This is a genomic window from Sinorhizobium psoraleae (assembly GCF_013283645.1).
Classification (GTDB): domain Bacteria; phylum Pseudomonadota; class Alphaproteobacteria; order Rhizobiales; family Rhizobiaceae; genus Sinorhizobium; species Sinorhizobium psoraleae.
The window spans coordinates 1,698,556-1,715,204 of sequence record NZ_JABEKV010000001.1 but is presented as its reverse complement, the minus strand read 5'-3'; the positions used below and the strand labels follow the sequence as shown (position 1 = coordinate 1,715,204).

Genomic DNA, 16,649 nt, shown 5'->3' with positions numbered 1-16,649 from the left:
GTTCAACAGGAGGCTTTTCCCATGTCCAGGGTCATCTCTAACCTATGGTTCGCCGAAAACGCGCGTGAGGCCGTCGAATTCTATGTATCGGTCGTCCCCAACTCCTCTATCGGCCGAGAAACGATCGTCCCGGCCGAGACGCCGAGCGGCCCTCCCGGCAGCGTCTCGATCATCGAGTTCAAGCTCTGCGGCCAGAACTTCACGGCGCTGCAAGCCGGCCCGCTCGATTCCTTCAACCATTCGTTCTCGATCCAGGTCGAATGCGACAACCAGCAGGAGATCGACCGCGTCTGGGACGCCTTTATCGACAACGGCGGCGAGCCGGAACAATGCGGCTGGCTGAAGGATCGCTGGGGCCTATCATGGCAGATCGTGCCGCGCGTGCTGGGCGAGATGGTTGCGAACCGCGACCGCGAACGCGCCAAGCGCGCGACGGAAGCCATGCTCACCATGGTCAAGCTCGACGTTGCAACGCTGGAACGCGCCTTCAACGGCTAGAGCATTTTGCAGTCAGGTGGAATCACCTGACGTTGCACGAATGCTGCAAAAACAAACAGGTAGAGCGGCGGCGCGAACCCACGTGAGCCGCTCTAGCCACTCTGTACGAGACTGCGTCGCGGCCTTGAGGACAACCGTCACGGCTTCCAGGCCGCCTCGCTCTTTTGTTCGTAGTGGGTGAAGGCCTTCACCAGCCCGCCGAGGACCTCTGCCGAGGTCTCGAACATCGCCTTGAACTGCGGATCGTCGACCTTGGTAATGTCCTCGCGCAGGTGCTCGATGAGCGCGTTCAGCTCGCCTTTCACCCTTTCGGTGTGATACGTCGGATTTGCGTCGCGGTGGGCCATTTCCGCCCTCCTTCCGTTTTCGATTGGACCGGCTTTACAGTCACAACGTTTCGGATTTCCGGGCGGTTCCGGAGCGACCGTCGTCACACGGGAAACAATCGTATTTCGTTACAAATCGCCCTTAAAAGTTACTGGACCAGGGCGGTGGATTTGGCAAATATGGGCATGCAAATCCGTGAGAATTCATATAGAGAATTCATTTCAGTGTCCCTTTAGATCAGAGCTCGCTGCCTGCATGTGAGCTCTGATTGGGAGTTCGAACTCGCTGGGATGGCGGCGATTCCCGAGGAACGCGAGAGGGGTTTTAAACGGATTGGCCCGAATGCTTTTTGGGTGGGTACGGCGTTTCTGATAATGGATGAGCGCCAATAAGTTGGCAGGCATTTCGTCGCGAACTTCTCTCAGAGTCCGTTCCTGTGGAGCGGGCTCTGTTTTTGCGTTTGGGACGTCAAGCCGTGTCGGTCGGACTGTTTTCCGCCGCCGGAACCAAATGATCGCGAGGAAACGTTCGGGGCCTTCGGAAGGAGAGCATCCGATGGAACCGATTTTCACCCGATTTTCCAACAAGGTGTCCGATCTCGCGGACGGCCCGTGACGTTCACCCTCGCATTCCTGGCGATCGTCGCCTGGGGCTTATGCGGGCCGCTATTCGACTTTTCGCAGAACTGGCAGCTCGCGGTGAATACCTCGACGACGATCACGACATTCCTGATGGTCTTCGTTCTGCAGAACTCGCAAAACCGCGACGGTCAGGCGCTTCAGGCCAAGCTCGACGAACTGATCCTCACCAGCGGTGCCGAAAACCGCTTCATAGGCATCGACCAGCTCGACGGCAAGGAACTGAAAAAAGTTCGCGCGGACATCAACGGCAAGGTTGAAGCGGAAGAGTCCGCCACGACAGAGCCGCGTGTCTCTTCAGACGCGAAAAAGCCGCTGTAGCACTTTGAATTGCTGCATGTTTCAATTCTCAAATCGGCCCTGATTCAAGGAAACATGCAGGCGCAGCAGCAACGGATGAATGCCGCCGGCGGCGCCTCCCGCTTGCGGTCTGCCGTTCTAATGGCATCGGAGAAGCACCTGCTGTAAGCTGTCGCGCAAGATGTGGAGTCGTTTCCAGCCCACGTCCCTTCTGACCAGCGATGCGCGTGTTTTCAGACGCGCAGGGGTCACTGTAACACTTTGAATTACAGCATGATTTATCATGCCGAGGAAATCGGCGGAGCATACGCACGCATTGCGGGAAAGCCGCGCATGGAAGACCGGGCATGGAGCGCCATCTCGCAGCCATCCTCATTGCCGACGTCGTCGGTTACAGCCGTCTGAGCCGGATCGACGAGGAGGACACGCGCATCCGTTTCCACACGGATCTGTCCGAGATCTTCGAGCCGCAGATCGCCGAGCATCATGGGCGCCTGGTCAAGACCATGGGCGACGGCCTGCTCGTCGAGTTCCATAGCGTCGTCGATGCGCTTCGCTGCGCGGTGGGCGTGCAGCGGGAGAAGGCTCGGCGCAATGCCGACGCATCGCGCGAGCAACGGTTCGAATTCCGCATCGGCATCAACCTGGGTGACGTCATCGTCGAGGGCGACGATATCCACGGCGACGGCGTCAACATCGCTGCCCGGCTGGAGGCGCTCGCGGAACCGGGCGGCATCGCGATTTCCGGCTCTGCCTATGACCAGTTGAGGACGAAGCTTGCCGTCGGCTTCGTCTCGCTCGGCGAGCAGAAGGTGAAGAACATTCCCGAGCCGGTGCGCGTCTATCGCGTCGTGCTCGATCCGGCAGCGGCCGGCAAGACTGTCGCCGCACCCAGGACCCGCGGCACCGGGCTCGCCGCAGCGGTCGCCGCGGCCGTTGCGGCGATACTGGCCGGAGCCGTGCTCTGGTGGCAGCCCTGGACGCTTGTCTGGCCGGAGCCGCCTCCCCGGCGCATCGCCTATCCCCTGCCGGACAAGCCCTCCGTCGCCGTGCTGCCCTTCATCAATGTCAGCGGCGACCAGACGCAGGACCATCTGGCGCGGGGCCTGACCGACGATCTCATCACCGAGCTCTCGAAGGTTTCCGGCCTCTTCGTCATCGCCCGCCACTCCGTCCTCGCCATGCGCAGCTCCGAGGCCACGGCCCAGGACGTCGCCTCCGAACTCGGCGTCCATTACGTGCTCGAAGGCTCGCTGCAGCGCGCGGATTCGCGGCTGCGCATCAATGTCAAGCTGATCGACGCGATGACTGGCCACTCCCTCTGGGCCGAGCGCTACGACCGCCAGTACAGGGATCTCTTCGCCGTCCAGGACGATGTCATCGGCAAGATCACGTCGGCCCTCGAGGTCAAACTCAGCCAGAGCGAGCAGGACCGGCTCTCCCGCATACCGACCGACAATCTGGAGGCCTACGACAATTATCTCCGGGCCGAGCAGGAGGGCCTGATCTATAGCGACGTCAACACCTATCGCCGCACCCTCTCCTTCTACCAGAAGGCGATCGATCTCGACCCGCGTTTCGCCGACGCCCATGCCGGCATCGCCCGGGTCGCGGTCGATGTCTGGCGCAACGATTACAACTTCCTCTGGTCCGCCGCCGTCGCCCGCAAGATCGCCTACGACGCCGCCGGCGAGGCGCTGAAGATCGACCCCAACAATGCCCGCGCCCACACTGTGCTCGCGCTTTTGCAGCTCGTCGACGGCCGTGACACTGAAGCGCTCGATTCCGCCCATCGCGCCGTCGCCGCCCAGCCGAGCGACGCGGAGGCCTACGGCCACCTGGCGCTGATCCTGGCGCATACCGGCAGCCATCAGGAGGCGATCGCGGAAATGCAGCGCGCGTTGCGGCTCGACCCCTCGCCGCCGCCGAGCTTCCAGCTGCTCGCCGGCATCGTCTTCTACACCGCCCGCGACAACGACCGCGCCATCCCCCTGATCGAAGCGGCGCGCGACGCGCTGCCCGACGCCGAACCCGCCCGCGAATATCTCGCCGCCGCCTATGCCCGTCGTGGCGACGCGGCGCGCGCGGCCGCGGAGGTCGGAAAGCTGAAGGCGCTCTTTCCGGAGGCCAATTTCACCTACTACAGCTATCTCTATGATTATTGGGGCAAGGAGGATCTGGCCTACCACCTCGCCGGTCTGAAAGCGGCGGGCGTGCCGGAGTGGCCCTTCGGCTTTGCCGGGGCGGCGGCCGACCGCCTCTCCGAGGCGGATCTCGCCGGCCTCATCGATGACAAGACCTGGATCGGCAAACACAAGAACGGCACCGAATTCCTCCAGGCCTTCGACACGGCCGGCAACACTGCCTATCGCACCGCCAACACCAGCATCACCGGCATGGCGGAAATCCGGGACGACCAGCTCTGCGAAAAGATCGGCGGCTATTTCCTCGACCGCATGGTCTGCGGCTATGTCTATCGCAACACCACGGGCGAGCAGACCGACAAGGACTACATCCACGTCACCCCGCAGGCGCTGAAGTTCTTCTCGCTGGAGCGGTGAACACCAGGCGATTTAAGGGGAACACGGTAGCCAACAGGCACGCCCTCATCCCTGTGCCTGTCACAGGTATCCAGCCACGGCGCGTCGGCCCGTGAATGACGTTTCCACTGTTGAGACGCGGCGGAGGAGGTGCCGGGCTATACCAGACCGCTCGTGCTGCCGGTCCGATGGAGTCTCCCGCGCCCAAGGACTTGGACGCTGCTGGAATCCTGTGACAAGCACAGGAATGACGGAGTCTGGTGGCGTCTTCAGCCATTCCGCATGCGAAACGCCCTGGTGCTGATGTTCAGCCTCCTGCTTTTCTATTTGCAGACATTGCGGGACCGGGGCGCCGCGCTTTGGAGACCAGCCTCAGCCAGGGCGCCAGATGAAAGACGCTCATCAGCAGGTACATCGGCACCATTCCGGTCAAGGGCGACGCATCCGGCGCGGACGAGCAGAGCATATCCTCCGGGCCAAGAACGCCGGTCAGCAGCGCCATGGTTGCGAAGGTCGGCGCGGCCGCGAAGGACAGCCAGTCGGCGGCGCCGAAAGTGGCGGTGCTACCGCCTGGAACGCCGGCCGATCCGCTGCCTGCGGCCGGCGTCCTCTTCGGGCTGGTCGAGGGGCGCAACATCGGGCGTCAGCTCCGCCCGTAGGCGTCGTGATGGCGCCACCAGACACCGTGCTCGTTGCGCCCGAAAGGCGCACGGTCGAGCCATTGGTACATGCCCCATAGGCCGTCCAGTCCGCGCGCATAGCTGGAATAGGTATGATAGACGACGCCTTCGTCGAGCACGAAGGCACTCACGCCCGGCCGGTCACGCGTATAGGTGGGAACGTCGGTGCCGGTCATTGCCGCGATTTGGGCGACCGGTCCCTCGTCGCCGCGCCATTCCTGAACGGTCTTTCCGGCAAGCGGCTCCGGCGCCGGCGGCTCGCGGCGGAAGTTGTATTCTATGCCGCCCTTGCGCTGCTCTTCCTCGGTGAACCAGACGCTGAAGTCTCGGTTGAAGTCGCCGTCGTTCGAAGAGGCCCAGGGAAAGCTCCACCCCATCCGCCGCTTGAATGCCTGCAGCTTTGCGAGCGGCGCTCGCGAGATCGCCGAGAAGGCGACATCGTGGTTCTGAAGATGGACGACGATGCCGTTGAACCCATCCGCGATCGAAGAGCAGGACGGGCAACCGGCCGTGTAGTCGGGGCCGAACATGAAATGGTAGACGAGAAGCTGCGAGCGGCCTCCGAAGAGGTCTTTGAGCGATGCGCTTCCTTCCTCGGTCTCGAACCGGTAGTCCTTGTCGATCCGGACCCAGGGCAGCGCCTGGCGCCTGAGCGCCAACGCGTCGCTGCGCCGCGTCAGCTCCTTCTCGTCCTCGAGCAGATCGAGCCGTGCCGCAAGCCACTCGTCGCGCGTCCCGGTCAGATGTTCCGTCATCATTCTTCTCCTGTCTGGCGCCGTCCCGTTTTCGGTGCGACGTGTTGCTTGTTGGTCGGGAGATAGATTACGACCGGGTATCGAATGGTGAGAGTGACAAGTGTGACGGGATTCCGATGGACTCGCTGATCACCGCCGCGGCGCATGCACTCGCGGCGGGTGATCCCCTCGGCGCATTGAAGCGGGTTGCGCTCCGTGACGACGCGCCTGCGCTCGCGCTCCGGGGCATTGCCATGGCGCAGCTCGGCGATCTCGTGCGCGCTAAGGCGCTGCTGAAAAGTGCCGCGCGCGCCTTCGGCCGCAGAGAGGCGGTGGCGCGCGCACGATGCGTCGTCGCCGAGGCCGAGATCGCCCTCGTCTCGCGCGATCTCAGCTGGCCCGCGAAGGCGCTCGACGCAGCGCGCGCGACGCTCGAAGCACATGGCGACCGCGTGAACGCCGCGCATGCACGAAACGTTGAAGTGCGCCGCCTGCTTTTGATCGGCCGCCTCGACGAGGCCGAGCGCATGCTCTCCGCTCTCGATCCCTCGCCGCTTCCACCGGCCGCGCGCGCCGCCCATGAACTCGCGGTCGCTGGCATCGCCGCTCGGCGCTTGCAGACGAAGACGGCGCATGCCGCGCTCAGCCGCGCCGCCGAGGCCGCGCGCAAGGCGGATATCCCGGCGCTGACGGCGGAGGTCGAAAACGCAGCGCTCGTGCTCAAGACGCCGGCGGCGCGGCTGATCGCGCGTGGCGAGGAACGCACGCTCCTGCTCGAGGAGGTCGAGGCGCTCTTCGCGTCCGGCGCACTTGTCGTCGACGCCTGCCGCAATGTCGTGCGCGACGAGAGACAGGTGGTCTCGCTCGCGACCCGCCCGATCCTGTTCGCGCTGGCGCGGGCGCTCGCCGAAGCCTGGCCGGGAGACGTATCGAGGAGCACGCTCCTTTCCCGCGCCTTCCGGGCGAAACACGCCGATGAATCGCATCGCGCGCGGCTCAGGGTGGAGATCGGACGGCTCCGCGCGGAGCTTCGGGCGCTGGCGGACGTGAGCGCGACAAAGAATGGCTTTGCGCTGGTGCCGCGCCGCGCAGGCGAAGTCGTGGTGCTTGCGCCGCCCGTCGAGGAACGGCACGCCGCGGTGCTCGCCTTCCTTGCCGACGGCGAATCCTGGTCGAGCTCGGCGCTGGCGATCGCACTCGGCGCGAGCCCCCGCACAGTGCAGCGGGCGCTCGAACAGCTTGCGGAGGCCGGCAAGGTGCAATCCTTCGGCCGCGGACCGGCGCGCCGCTGGATGACCCCGCCGCTCACCGGTTTCCCGACAATCTTGTTACTCCCCGGCCCGCTGCCGAGCGACTAGGGTTCAGGATCACAACCGGATTGATGCGACCTGGATAAAGGCAGATAGTTCGCAGCGCGGCTGGCGCGCTGCGACGGTGCTGCATGTTCAAGATCGACCGACCGGACGGAGGCTGGGGCGATGGACATTCGATCAACACTGGAGGAGCTATGCGAGGCCTTCAATGCGCACGATCTCGATCGCATCATGGCGTGCTTTTCTGACGATTGCGTCCTGGAGATGCCGAGGGGAAGCAAGCCCTGGGGCTCTCGCTTCGAGGGCAAGGAGAACGTACGTGAAGCGCTGGCAACACGCTTTGAAGGCCTGCCCGATGTCCACTACGGCAACGATGAGCATTTTGTGGACTCGGCTACCGACACCGGCATCTCGAAATGGACCCTCACGGGCACGACCCGCGACGGGATGAGAACGGAGGTCCGGGGTTGTGACTTCTACACGTTTCGCAACGGTAAGGTGATCCGCAAGGACTCCTATTGGAAAATCGTGGAATAAGAATGCGGTGCTGGTCTGCCGATCGATAGGCGCATTGCAGCAAGCCAGATGCTGCGGCGAGCTTTGTGCCGCGCTGCAGAAAATCATGTCTCAGGAGGAAAAGCATGAAACGATCTGCCGCCGAAATTCTCTGTGAATACGGCCCCTTCCCCGGAGCCGACAACGTGCATGGCGTCACCTTCGACGGCAGCCGGGTTTGGTTTGCATCCGGAGACAAGTTGAACGCCTTCGATCCGGCGAACGGGGAACTCACGCGCTCGATCGACGTCGCCGCGCATGCGGGAACGGCCTTCGACGGGCGGCACCTGTTCCAGATCGCCGAGGATCGCATCCAGAAGATCGACCCGAAGACCGGCCGCGTGCTCGCCACCATCCCTGCGCCCGGCAACGGCGGCGACTCGGGCCTCGCCTGGGCCGAAGGCACGCTCTGGGTCGGCCAGTACCGAGACCGCAAGATCCATCAGGTCGATCCCGAAACGGGCAAGGTCCTCCGCACCATCGAGTCCAACCGCGTCGTCACCGGCGTCACCTGGATCGACGGCGAACTCTGGCACGGCACCTGGGAAGGCGACGAGAGCGATGTCAGGCGCATCGACCCCGAAACGGGAGACATCCTGGAGAGGGTCGATATGCCGCCTGGCATGGGCGTGTCTGGGCTCGAGTCCGATGGCGGCGACCGCTTCTTCTGCGGCGGCGGAAGCGCCGGCAAGGTGAGAGCCGTCCGTCGCCCGAGGTAGGGTTTGGCGATCCGCCCCGAGCCCGCACCCGCTCCGGGCGCAGATAACGATCCCCGGTCGCGGCAAGCCGCGGCCATGGTGAAAGCCGCAGTCCCTTTCAAAGTGCCACAGCGATTTCTGCGCGTCTCAAAAGCCGCGCGGCGCTGTCGTGCAAGATTTTTCGGCAGGCGTGTCGTTTTGCACGCGGCTCGTTCGTCTTGGAGGAACGTCGCCGCCAATTTTGCCACGAGGTAGTCTCATGTCGCACGCTGAGTTTCAGACACAAAGTTCATATCGCTGGGTGATTGTTGCCGCCGGTGGCCTGTTGGGCTGCATCGCAATAGGCGCCATGTTTTCACTGCCGGTTTTTCTCGTGCCCATCTCCCGGGATACCGGATGGTCGGTCACGGGCGTATCCAGTGCCATGACCATCGGGTTTGTCGCCATGGCCCTGGCAAGCATGATCTGGGGTACTCTGTCGGACCGCTGGGGGCCTCGCGTGGTCGTGTCGATCGGCTCGGCTGTCTTGGCCGCAGCGCTGGCTCTGGCAAGCCAGGCGACCTCCCTTATCGAGTTTCAACTCGTCTTCGGGTTGGCTGTCGGTGGCGCGACCGCGGCGATCTTTGCCCCGATGATGGCCTGCGTGACCGGCTGGTTCGACACGCACCGCAGCCTTGCCGTCTCACTCGTATCGGCCGGCATGGGCATGGCGCCCATGACCATGTCTCCCTTCGCCGCCTGGCTCGTCACCATCTATGATTGGAGAACGTCGCTCCTGATCATCGCCGCCCTCGCCGGAGCCGTGATGATCCCGGTCGCGCTGCTCGTACGCCGCCCGCCCGCTCTCGAAGGTCCAAACGCCGTCGCTTCTCCGGATGGAGAGCAGCAATCCGCCATGTCCGTCGGACAGGCGATGAGGTCGCCGCAGTTCATCATCCTGTTTCTGACGAACTTCTTCTGCTGCGCCACGCACTCTGGCCCGATTTTCCATACGGTGAGCTACGCGATAAGCTGCGGCATTCCGATGATCGCGGCGGTCTCGATCTACAGCGTGGAGGGCCTGGCGGGCATGGGCGGCCGCGTCGCCTTCGGTCTTTTCGGAGACCGGTTCGGCGCCAAACGCGTTCTGGTCTCGGGGCTGCTGCTGCAGGCGTTCGGCGCCTTGGCCTATTTCTTCGTGCGCGACCTTGGCGCGTTTTATGCCGTGGCGGCGGTGTTCGGCTTCATCTACGCCGGCGTCATGCCGCTGTACGCCGTGATTGCGCGCGAGAACTTTCCACTGCGCATGATGGGCACCGTCATCGGCGGAACGGCAATGGCCGGCAGTCTCGGCATGGCGACCGGTCCCTTGGCGGGAGGCCTGATCTACGACACCTTCGCCAGTTACGGTTGGCTCTATATCGGCGCCTGGGGCATCGGAATCGGCGCCTTCCTGATCGCATTGACCTTCAGGCCCTTCCCCAAGGCAAAGGCCGAGCCGGCGCCTTTGCCCGCGTGAGGATAGCGAACTCGCTCGGCCGCGCACAGAGTGTGTCGCGGCCGCTTTCAGACGCCACAGTACACGACAGTAAGGTAATGGGGTCGGCTGACGCGTGTGTCGCCCTCATCCCTGTGCTTGTCACAGGGATCCAGCAGCGCCGCGTCTGCGGCGCGGAAGAGCCTTTCAGCCCAAGGACTTGGGCTGGCTGGATTCCTGTGACAGGGCACAGGAATGAGGATAGGAGAAGCCTTGCCGTAGCGCGATCGGCGCGGCGCAGCGCTTTCGCGCTTCGTGGCGCCTCACTTGGCGCTGGCCTGCCAGTTCGTCTGCAGCTTTTCGCTGACCAGCGTCTGCTGCACCTCGGACCAGTGTTTCTGCGAGTCGACGACCTTGCTCGGGTTCTTTTCAAAGCCGTCGGCCGCACCCGGGTCGTAGCTGATGTAGAGCTTGCCGTCGATGATGCGCCACGCCTTCGGGTCGATATTGGTGGTGACCGTCCCGAAGGAGACGCCATCGGCGCAATAGCCGCCATATTGCGGGGCGTATTTCGAGGGCTCGCGCATGAAAAGGTCGCGATGTTCGGCGCTGGCGAAATGCCAGGTCGCGCCAAGCCAGCGGTGCGAATATTGCGGCGATCCCTCGACCGCCTTGTTCTCTGTGAAATAGGCGACCGGGTCGTAACCCTTGATGGCGACGTCGCCGAAATAGCCGGTGTTGACGAGGTTTTCGGCGCTCGCAACCCCTCCAGAGGAGAAGAGGATGGTCGCCGCGCCGAGCGCGAGGGCAATCCGCACCCCGCATTTTCCTTGATAGTTCGTCATGACAGTTCTCCGAATTCCGACCGTTGTCCGCTTAGTGGCGAGCGTCATTTCCGCTTGGTGCACTCGTCGTAGAGCCATTTGCCGACAAGATCGGCGCCCTGGCAGGCGGCACCCGCCTTGAGCAGCAGGCCGGCGGCATCCCAGTGCTCGCGCCACCCCGCCTGGGTCAGAGGCGTGTAGCCGTTTCTTTCCTTCGCTTCGACCACCGCCTTGTTGGCGAGCAGAAAAGCAACCACGTCCGCGTGGCCCTCCTCGGCCGCCGCATGAAGCGGCGTCATCCTGTAGAAATTCTTGTCGTCGTTGACCGCCGCGCCCTTCTCGACGAGCAGTTTCACGACCTCGAGATTTCCGCCATAGGCGGCCGCGTGCAGTGCGGTCAGCCCACCCTTGTTGCGGATCTCGATGTCGGTGCCCCGCTCCAGGAGAAGCATCACGACATCGCTCTTTCCGGCAAGCGCCGCGATCAGCAATGCGGGCTCGCCGGTATCGTCCGGTTCCGCCACCTTGGCGCCCTTGTCGATGAGTTCCTTGACCCGTCCGACGTCGCCTTCCCTCGCCGCGTCGTGCAGCGGCCCTGCCACGACGGCCGAGGCCGAAAGCATGGCACCAAGAACGACGGAAACAAGATACGACATGCTCCGCGCCATCTTCGTTCTCCCCATGGGCGGAAAGTAGTCAAACTACCACACCCCCGTCAGGCGAGGCAAGAATTGCGCGGGTCCCTCTCAGCCGTAGAGATACTCGGGTAGCCAGAGCGTCATGCCGGGCCAGAGATACATGAGGACCATGCAGAGGATGACGATCAGCATGTAGGGCATCATGCCGGCGAAGATCTGGTTCAAGGTGACATGCGGCGGCGAGACGCCCTTCAGGTAATAGGCGGACATCGCGACCGGCGGCGACAGGAAGGCCGCCTGCAGGTTGACGAAGACGAGCACGCCCCAGAGAACCGGGTCGATGTCGAAGTGCCTCAGCATCGGCAGGAAGATCGGTACGAAGATGATGATGATCTCGGTCCATTCGAGCGGCCAGCCGAGAATGAAGATGATCGCCTGCGACAGGATCATGAACTGCACGGGCGTGAGATCGAGCGCCAGCACCCATTGTTCGATCAGCGCCTGTCCCCCGAGAATGGCGAAGACGGCGGAGAAGAGCGCCGAGCCGACGAAGAGCCAGCACACCATGGCCGTGGTCTTAGCCGTCAGGAACACTGCTTCCTTGGTGCGTTTCCAGTTGAGCGTGCGCGCCTGAAACGCCAGCAGGAAGGCACCGGCGGCGCCGACAGCCGCGGATTCGGTCGCGGTCGTGATGCCGAACAGGATGACCGCAAGCACGACGACCGTCAGGATGGCGAGCGGCAAGACGGAGGAGACGAGCATCTTCATCACCTGCAGCCGCTCCGCGCTCATGTTGCGATAGTAGCGGATGAGCACCACGGCGGCGATCGCGGCGGCAATGCCGAAGGACACGTAGAAACTGGTCGCCGGCCCGTCGACCGCGGCCGGGCCCGCATCCGCCGCCGGCGCGCCGAGTTGCTCCAGCCCCTCCGGCGCCTCCGTCTCGGCGGAGGCCTGCGGATGGATGACGGCATACCACCACACGAGCGCGAGCGTGAAGGCCGTCAGCGAGAAGGGCACCAGCGCCGCGCCGAAATTCTTGACGAGCCGCCAATAGGTGAGCCGCCCCTCCCCGGTATCGAGCGCCATCGCCTTCGACGGCGAGATCAGGGCGTTGAAAAGCCCGGCCAGCATGTTTGGCGAATAGGCTGCCTGAAAGCGGGGCATCCAGGAGGCAACAGGAACCCGCGTCTGCTCCTCGGGCAGAGCCGGCGCGATCTTCGGATTGATCGCCGCCCAGCCGAGAATATAGGCAAGATAGAGAAGCGACAGGAAGAAGCCGGGAAACATCGTGGCGGCATAGAGCTTGACCACCGACTGCCCTGCCACCGCCGCATAGACGATGATCATCACCGAGGGCGGAATGAGGATGCCGAGCGTGCCGCCGGCGGTGATCACTCCCGAGGCGAGCTTGACGTCGTAGCCGGCGCGCAGCATCGGGTTCATGGCGATGACGCCCATCAGCACCACGACGGCGCCGACAAGGCCGCTGGCAATGCCCCAGAAGGTGCAGACGATGAGCGTCGCGACGGCGAGCGACGCCGGCACCCGCCGGAAGGAGAGCTGGATGCTGTAGAACATCTTGTCGACCAGCGCCCCACGCTCCATCACGTAGCCCATCAGCACGAAGAGCGGGATCGAAATCAGCACATCGTTGGTCATCGCCCCATAGGTGCGCTGGACCATCAGGTCGAAGACGCGGTTGTCGATCCAGTGCTCGGCCGGATTGTAGAAGGCATAGAAGCCGAAGAGCATGCCGAGCCCCATCAGCGTGAAGGCGGTCGGGAAGCCCATGATGATGACGACGATGATGAGCACCAGCATCGCCAGTCCAAGGAACGGATCGCTCACGTTTCGGCCTCTCCCCCCATGCCCCGTTGCCGGGCCGCCTTTTCGATGTTCTGCGCCCGCTCGATCGCCGCCTCGCGGGCTTCCTCGTCGACATATTCGCTGTGCGCGAGCTGCTCGGCGACGACGTCGATCTCCTCGACATCGCGCAGCCGGCTCGGCCATTCCCCGGTCCTGAGACACTCGACGCAGCGAGCGATCTCGGCGAGCCCCTGCAGCATCACGAGCGCGCCCGCTATCGGAATGACTGTCTTGAAATAATAGATCGGCGGTCCTTCCGCCGTCACCGTCGAATGCTCCCCGATCCGCCAGGACAGCGCCGCATAGTCATAGCCGGCATAGATCAGGGCCGCGACGCCGGGCAGGAAGAAGAGGATGTAGAGCAAAAGGTCGAGCGCCGCCTGCGTGCGGGGCCTGAGCGAACTATAGAGAAAATCGCCGCGCACATGGGCGTTCTGCGCCAGCGCATAGGCGCCGGCGAGCATGAACAGCGTGCCGTAGAACATGTTGCTGGCATCGAAGATCCACGCCGTCGGCATGTTCATGATGTAGCGCTTGAAGACCTCGACGCAGACGAGCGTCATCAGGCCGATGATCAGCCAGGCCGAAGCCTTCCCGACCCAAACGCTGATCGCATCGACCCTCAGGAGAAAATGCTGGACGTTCACCCCGCGCCTCCCACCGGCGGCGGCAGACACGGCCGTGGCCGCATCACCGCTCTATCTCATTGGAATCGGTGATGTTTGCGGCCTCGGGCCCAGCAGCCCGAGGCCTTGTCGAGCTAAAGCTCCTTGGCCACGCCCTCCTGGCCGAAGTAATGGTCGAAGACCAGCCGCCGGCCGACGACGGTATCCTGTTCCCATCGCGTCGCCCGCTCGGCGAAGGCGATCTGGGACTGGAGGATCTCCTTGAACAGCGGGTTTTCTCCAGCCTTCTTCTTCACGACCTCGTCGTAAACCTCGAGCTGCCTTTTCAGGATAGCCTCCGGGGTCTTGTAGAACTTGACCTGGTCCTTCGTCTGCATCTCGACATAGTCTTTCGAATAGCGGTCGATCGCCTTCCAGTGCATGTCCTGCGATGCTGCCTCAACCGCATTGGTGATGATCGCCTTCATCTGGTCAGGCAGGCCGTCATATTTGGGCTTGTTGAACAGGATCTCGAACTGTTCGGCGTTCTGGTGATAGCTCTGCAGCATGCAGATCTTCGAGACGTCCGGGAAACCGAGCACCCGGTCGGACGAGGCATTGTTGAACTCGGCCGCGTCGAGCAGGCCGCGGTCCAGAGCCGCGACGATTTCGCCGCCCGGCAGCGCATTGACGGCGGCACCGAGACCGGTGAAGACGTCGATCGAGATGCCGACGGTGCGGAACTTGAGCCCCTGGATATCCTCGGCCTTGGCAACAGGCTTCTTGAACCAGCCGAGCGGCTGCGTCGGCATCGGTCCATAGGGGAACGACACCACATTGGCGCCGATCGATTCATAAAGTTTTGCAAGCAGTTCCTTGCCGCCGCCGTATTTGTGCCAGGCGAGCAGCATGTTGGCATCCATGGCGAAGCCCGGGCCGGAGCCCCACAGCGCCAGCGCCGTCTGCTTGCCGTAGTGATAGACGAGAACACCGTGGCCGCCGTCGAGCGTCCCTTCCGAGACGGCGTCCAGCAGGCCGAAGGCCGGCACCACCGCACCCGCCGGCAGCACCTCTATCTTGAGGTCCCCGCCGGTCATGTCGTTGACCTTCTTGGCGAAATCGAGCGCGAATTCGTGAAAGATGTCCTTGGAGGGCCATGTGCTCTGCCAGCGCATGTTCATGGGCCCCTGTGCCTTGACGATGCTCGGTGCAGCGACCATCGCCGCCCCGGCCATTGCTGCGCCACTCAGGAATTTGCGACGCGACGTCCTCCCCCCGGTCTGGGTTCTGCGTTTCATCTTTTCCTCCCGAAAACATAGGCTTTTTCGCCTAAGCATTTAAGAATACTCCTAATGACGCCCCGCGCAAAGATTGCAGGGAACGATGGCCGGACACCGCCGTTAGGAGCGCGTGAGAAAGAAGCTGGAGCGGATCGAAGTCTCGTGAGACGATGCGAGTGCGGCACGAATATTCCGCTCGAAGGACGCAAGATGAAAACCGGTGCGATTGGAATTGCAGCTACCGTCCTCGCCGGTGCGCTCGTCGCGGCTTGCGCCGGCGTTTCGGCGCAAGGACGCGCGGAGCAAAGCGGCGGCTACGGCCCCGACCCGACTTTGCCGGCGCCCAGCAGCACGCTGATACCGACGGTCAACATCGCCGAGGCCAAGGGTTGGCCAAATGGCGCCAAGCCGAAGACGGCAAGCGGGCTGAAGGTGAACGCCTTCGCCGGCGACCTCGACCATCCCCGTTGGCTGCATGTGCTGCCGAACGGCGACGTGCTGGTCGCCGAAAGCAATGCTCCCGCCAAGCACGACGAATATTTCAGCATAAAGAAGGTCTTCACGGACCAGGCCCAGAAGCGCGCCGGTGCCGCCACCCCGAGCGCTAACCGCATCACACTCTTGCGTGACACCAATGGCGACGGTGTCGCCGATCAGCGCAGTGCCTTCATCGAGGGCCTGAACTCCCCCTTCGGCATGACACTTTCCAGAGGCAGGCTTTACGTCGCGAACACCGATGCCCTCGTCGCCTTCCCCTACTCCGACGGCCTGACGCGAATGACGGCAACTCCCGAAAAGATCGTCGACCTGCCCGCAGGAGACCTCAACCATCACTGGACCAAGGATGTCATCGCCAGCCGCGACGGCAGCAAGCTCTATGTCACCGTCGGATCGAACAGCAATGTCGGGGAAAACGGCATGGCCGCGGAGGAAAATCGCGCCGCCGTTCTCGAGGTCGACGCGGCGACCCGCCGCACACGGGTCTTCGCCTCGGGCCTGAGAAACCCGAACGGGCTTACCTGGAATCCAGACGACGGCAGGCTCTGGGTCGCCGTCAACGAGCGCGACGAACTCGGCGACGACCTGGTGCCGGACTACATGACCTCCGTGCGTGATGGCGGCTTCTACGGCTGGCCCTACAGCTATTTCGGCCAGAACGTCGACGCGCGCGTCAAGCCGCCGCGCCCGGACCTCGTCGAGAAGGCGATCAAGCCCGATTATGCGCTCGGCGCTCACACTGCCTCGCTGGGGCTGACCTTCGCGGCCGGCGCGCGGCTCGGGCCGGACTACGCCAACGGCGCCTTCGTCGGCCAGCATGGCTCGTGGAACCGCAGCGTGCGCAGCGGCTACAAGGTGATCTTCGTGCCCTTCCGCGACGGCAAACCCGCCGGCCCGCCGAAGGACGTCCTGACCGGCTTCATCGACACCGACGACAAGGCGCTGGGGCGCCCGGTCGGCGTGGCGATCGACAAGAAAGGCGCCTTGCTGGTGGCCGACGACGTCGGCAACGTCATCTGGCGCGTGACGCCGGCAAACGGGCGCTAGCGGGTTCAACGCGTAAGACGCAGCCGTGAATTCTCTCATCCGACGGACGCCGACGGACCGGAGCGCGGTCTGGTTTAGCCACAGCGGTCCGGCTACCGCTGATCGAATGAAAGGCCCTGCGCCGCCGGCCGTCTTCATGGACTCTCAAT

16 protein-coding genes are annotated in these 16,649 nt (G+C 63.7%); 8 read left to right on the top strand and 8 right to left on the bottom strand.

Features of this window, described 5'->3' with window-relative positions:
* Positions 1 to 21 precede the first annotated feature (21 nt).
* The gene (locus ILFOPFJJ_RS08015) at positions 22 to 498 is read left to right on the top strand and encodes a VOC family protein (protein WP_173509983.1); all 477 of its coding nucleotides are present in this window, start codon (positions 22 to 24) and stop codon (positions 496 to 498) included.
* Positions 499 to 635: 137 nt separating this feature from the next.
* Here the strand turns inward: ILFOPFJJ_RS08015 and ILFOPFJJ_RS08010 are convergent, their stop codons facing one another.
* Positions 636 to 845: a hypothetical protein gene (locus tag ILFOPFJJ_RS08010; RefSeq protein WP_173509982.1), complete on the bottom strand. Its 210-nt coding sequence runs from the start codon at positions 843 to 845 to the stop codon at positions 636 to 638.
* 591 nt (positions 846 to 1,436) lie between these two features.
* Here ILFOPFJJ_RS08010 and ILFOPFJJ_RS08005 point away from each other — a divergent pair.
* Positions 1,437 to 1,784, top strand: a complete 348-nt coding sequence (locus ILFOPFJJ_RS08005) for a low affinity iron permease family protein (RefSeq protein WP_376741387.1) — start codon at positions 1,437 to 1,439, stop codon at positions 1,782 to 1,784.
* Between the two features lie 326 nt (positions 1,785 to 2,110).
* Positions 2,111 to 4,324: an adenylate/guanylate cyclase domain-containing protein gene (locus ILFOPFJJ_RS08000; protein WP_173509981.1), complete on the top strand. Its 2,214-nt coding sequence runs from the start codon at positions 2,111 to 2,113 to the stop codon at positions 4,322 to 4,324.
* A gap of 286 nt (positions 4,325 to 4,610) precedes the next feature.
* Here ILFOPFJJ_RS08000 and ILFOPFJJ_RS07995 read toward each other — a convergent pair whose 3' ends face one another.
* Both ILFOPFJJ_RS07995 and ILFOPFJJ_RS07990 read right to left on the bottom strand, forming a co-directional pair.
* Positions 4,611 to 4,940, bottom strand: a complete 330-nt coding sequence (locus ILFOPFJJ_RS07995; protein ID WP_173509980.1) for a hypothetical protein — start codon at positions 4,938 to 4,940, stop codon at positions 4,611 to 4,613.
* 6 nt (positions 4,941 to 4,946) lie between these two features.
* Positions 4,947 to 5,738 (bottom strand): DUF899 domain-containing protein, encoded by a 792-nt coding sequence (locus ILFOPFJJ_RS07990; RefSeq protein ID WP_173509979.1) that lies wholly within the window; start codon positions 5,736 to 5,738, stop codon positions 4,947 to 4,949.
* A gap of 116 nt (positions 5,739 to 5,854) precedes the next feature.
* Between ILFOPFJJ_RS07990 and ILFOPFJJ_RS07985 the strand changes: the two genes are divergently transcribed.
* From ILFOPFJJ_RS07985 to ILFOPFJJ_RS07970, 4 genes are all read left to right on the top strand, one after another.
* Positions 5,855 to 7,075 carry a helix-turn-helix domain-containing protein gene (locus ILFOPFJJ_RS07985; protein WP_173509978.1) on the top strand — a complete coding sequence of 407 codons (1,221 nt, stop codon included), beginning with the start codon at positions 5,855 to 5,857 and terminating at the stop codon, positions 7,073 to 7,075.
* A gap of 120 nt (positions 7,076 to 7,195) precedes the next feature.
* Positions 7,196 to 7,567 carry a nuclear transport factor 2 family protein gene (locus ILFOPFJJ_RS07980; protein WP_173509977.1) on the top strand — a complete coding sequence of 124 codons (372 nt, stop codon included), beginning with the start codon at positions 7,196 to 7,198 and terminating at the stop codon, positions 7,565 to 7,567.
* Between the two features lie 104 nt (positions 7,568 to 7,671).
* Complete coding sequence (locus ILFOPFJJ_RS07975) at positions 7,672 to 8,304, top strand: Vgb family protein (protein WP_173509976.1); 633 nt, start codon at positions 7,672 to 7,674, stop codon at positions 8,302 to 8,304.
* A 238-nt stretch (positions 8,305 to 8,542) separates the two neighbouring features.
* Positions 8,543 to 9,781: an MFS transporter gene (locus tag ILFOPFJJ_RS07970; RefSeq protein ID WP_173509975.1), complete on the top strand. Its 1,239-nt coding sequence runs from the start codon at positions 8,543 to 8,545 to the stop codon at positions 9,779 to 9,781.
* 281 nt (positions 9,782 to 10,062) lie between these two features.
* On the opposite strand, the gene ILFOPFJJ_RS07965 is transcribed toward ILFOPFJJ_RS07970, so the two are convergent.
* From ILFOPFJJ_RS07965 to ILFOPFJJ_RS07945, 5 genes are all read right to left on the bottom strand, one after another.
* A complete protein-coding gene (locus tag ILFOPFJJ_RS07965) occupies positions 10,063 to 10,584 on the bottom strand; it encodes a YHS domain-containing (seleno)protein (protein ID WP_173509974.1) in 522 nt (173 codons plus the stop codon).
* Between the two features lie 44 nt (positions 10,585 to 10,628).
* Positions 10,629 to 11,219, bottom strand: coding sequence for an ankyrin repeat domain-containing protein (locus ILFOPFJJ_RS07960; RefSeq protein WP_173509973.1), 591 nt, complete (start codon positions 11,217 to 11,219; stop codon positions 10,629 to 10,631).
* A 90-nt stretch (positions 11,220 to 11,309) separates the two neighbouring features.
* On the bottom strand, positions 11,310 to 13,052 hold the full coding sequence (locus ILFOPFJJ_RS07955; protein ID WP_173509972.1) for a TRAP transporter large permease: 1,743 nt from the start codon (positions 13,050 to 13,052) through the stop codon (positions 11,310 to 11,312).
* The gene (locus ILFOPFJJ_RS07950; protein WP_173509971.1) at positions 13,049 to 13,717 is read right to left on the bottom strand and encodes a TRAP transporter small permease subunit; all 669 of its coding nucleotides are present in this window, start codon (positions 13,715 to 13,717) and stop codon (positions 13,049 to 13,051) included. Before ILFOPFJJ_RS07950 ends, ILFOPFJJ_RS07955 begins: the two co-directional genes overlap by 4 nt.
* Positions 13,718 to 13,830: 113 nt before the next feature.
* Complete coding sequence (locus tag ILFOPFJJ_RS07945) at positions 13,831 to 14,973, bottom strand: TRAP transporter substrate-binding protein (protein WP_173509970.1); 1,143 nt, start codon at positions 14,971 to 14,973, stop codon at positions 13,831 to 13,833.
* A gap of 192 nt (positions 14,974 to 15,165) precedes the next feature.
* On the opposite strand from ILFOPFJJ_RS07945, the gene ILFOPFJJ_RS07940 reads away from it, so the two are divergent.
* A complete protein-coding gene (locus ILFOPFJJ_RS07940) occupies positions 15,166 to 16,500 on the top strand; it encodes a PQQ-dependent sugar dehydrogenase (RefSeq protein WP_173509969.1) in 1,335 nt (444 codons plus the stop codon).
* Positions 16,501 to 16,649 lie beyond the last annotated feature (149 nt).

What these genes read in the sequence shown, in the direction of transcription:
- ILFOPFJJ_RS08015 (WP_173509983.1), top strand. Translation starts at nt 22, where the DNA reads ATGTCCAGGGTCATCTCTAACCTATGGTTCGCCGAAAACGCGCGTGAG.
- ILFOPFJJ_RS08010 (WP_173509982.1), bottom strand. Translation starts at nt 845, where the DNA reads ATGGCCCACCGCGACGCAAATCCGACGTATCACACCGAAAGGGTGAAA.
- ILFOPFJJ_RS08000 (WP_173509981.1), top strand. Translation starts at nt 2,111, where the DNA reads ATGGAGCGCCATCTCGCAGCCATCCTCATTGCCGACGTCGTCGGTTAC.
- ILFOPFJJ_RS07995 (WP_173509980.1), bottom strand. Translation starts at nt 4,940, where the DNA reads ATGTTGCGCCCCTCGACCAGCCCGAAGAGGACGCCGGCCGCAGGCAGC.
- ILFOPFJJ_RS07990 (WP_173509979.1), bottom strand. Translation starts at nt 5,738, where the DNA reads ATGACGGAACATCTGACCGGGACGCGCGACGAGTGGCTTGCGGCACGG.
- ILFOPFJJ_RS07985 (WP_173509978.1), top strand. Translation starts at nt 5,855, where the DNA reads ATGGACTCGCTGATCACCGCCGCGGCGCATGCACTCGCGGCGGGTGAT.
- ILFOPFJJ_RS07980 (WP_173509977.1), top strand. Translation starts at nt 7,196, where the DNA reads ATGGACATTCGATCAACACTGGAGGAGCTATGCGAGGCCTTCAATGCG.
- ILFOPFJJ_RS07975 (WP_173509976.1), top strand. Translation starts at nt 7,672, where the DNA reads ATGAAACGATCTGCCGCCGAAATTCTCTGTGAATACGGCCCCTTCCCC.
- ILFOPFJJ_RS07970 (WP_173509975.1), top strand. Translation starts at nt 8,543, where the DNA reads ATGTCGCACGCTGAGTTTCAGACACAAAGTTCATATCGCTGGGTGATT.
- ILFOPFJJ_RS07965 (WP_173509974.1), bottom strand. Translation starts at nt 10,584, where the DNA reads ATGACGAACTATCAAGGAAAATGCGGGGTGCGGATTGCCCTCGCGCTC.
- ILFOPFJJ_RS07960 (WP_173509973.1), bottom strand. Translation starts at nt 11,219, where the DNA reads ATGTCGTATCTTGTTTCCGTCGTTCTTGGTGCCATGCTTTCGGCCTCG.
- ILFOPFJJ_RS07945 (WP_173509970.1), bottom strand. Translation starts at nt 14,973, where the DNA reads ATGAAACGCAGAACCCAGACCGGGGGGAGGACGTCGCGTCGCAAATTC.
- ILFOPFJJ_RS07940 (WP_173509969.1), top strand. Translation starts at nt 15,166, where the DNA reads ATGAAAACCGGTGCGATTGGAATTGCAGCTACCGTCCTCGCCGGTGCG.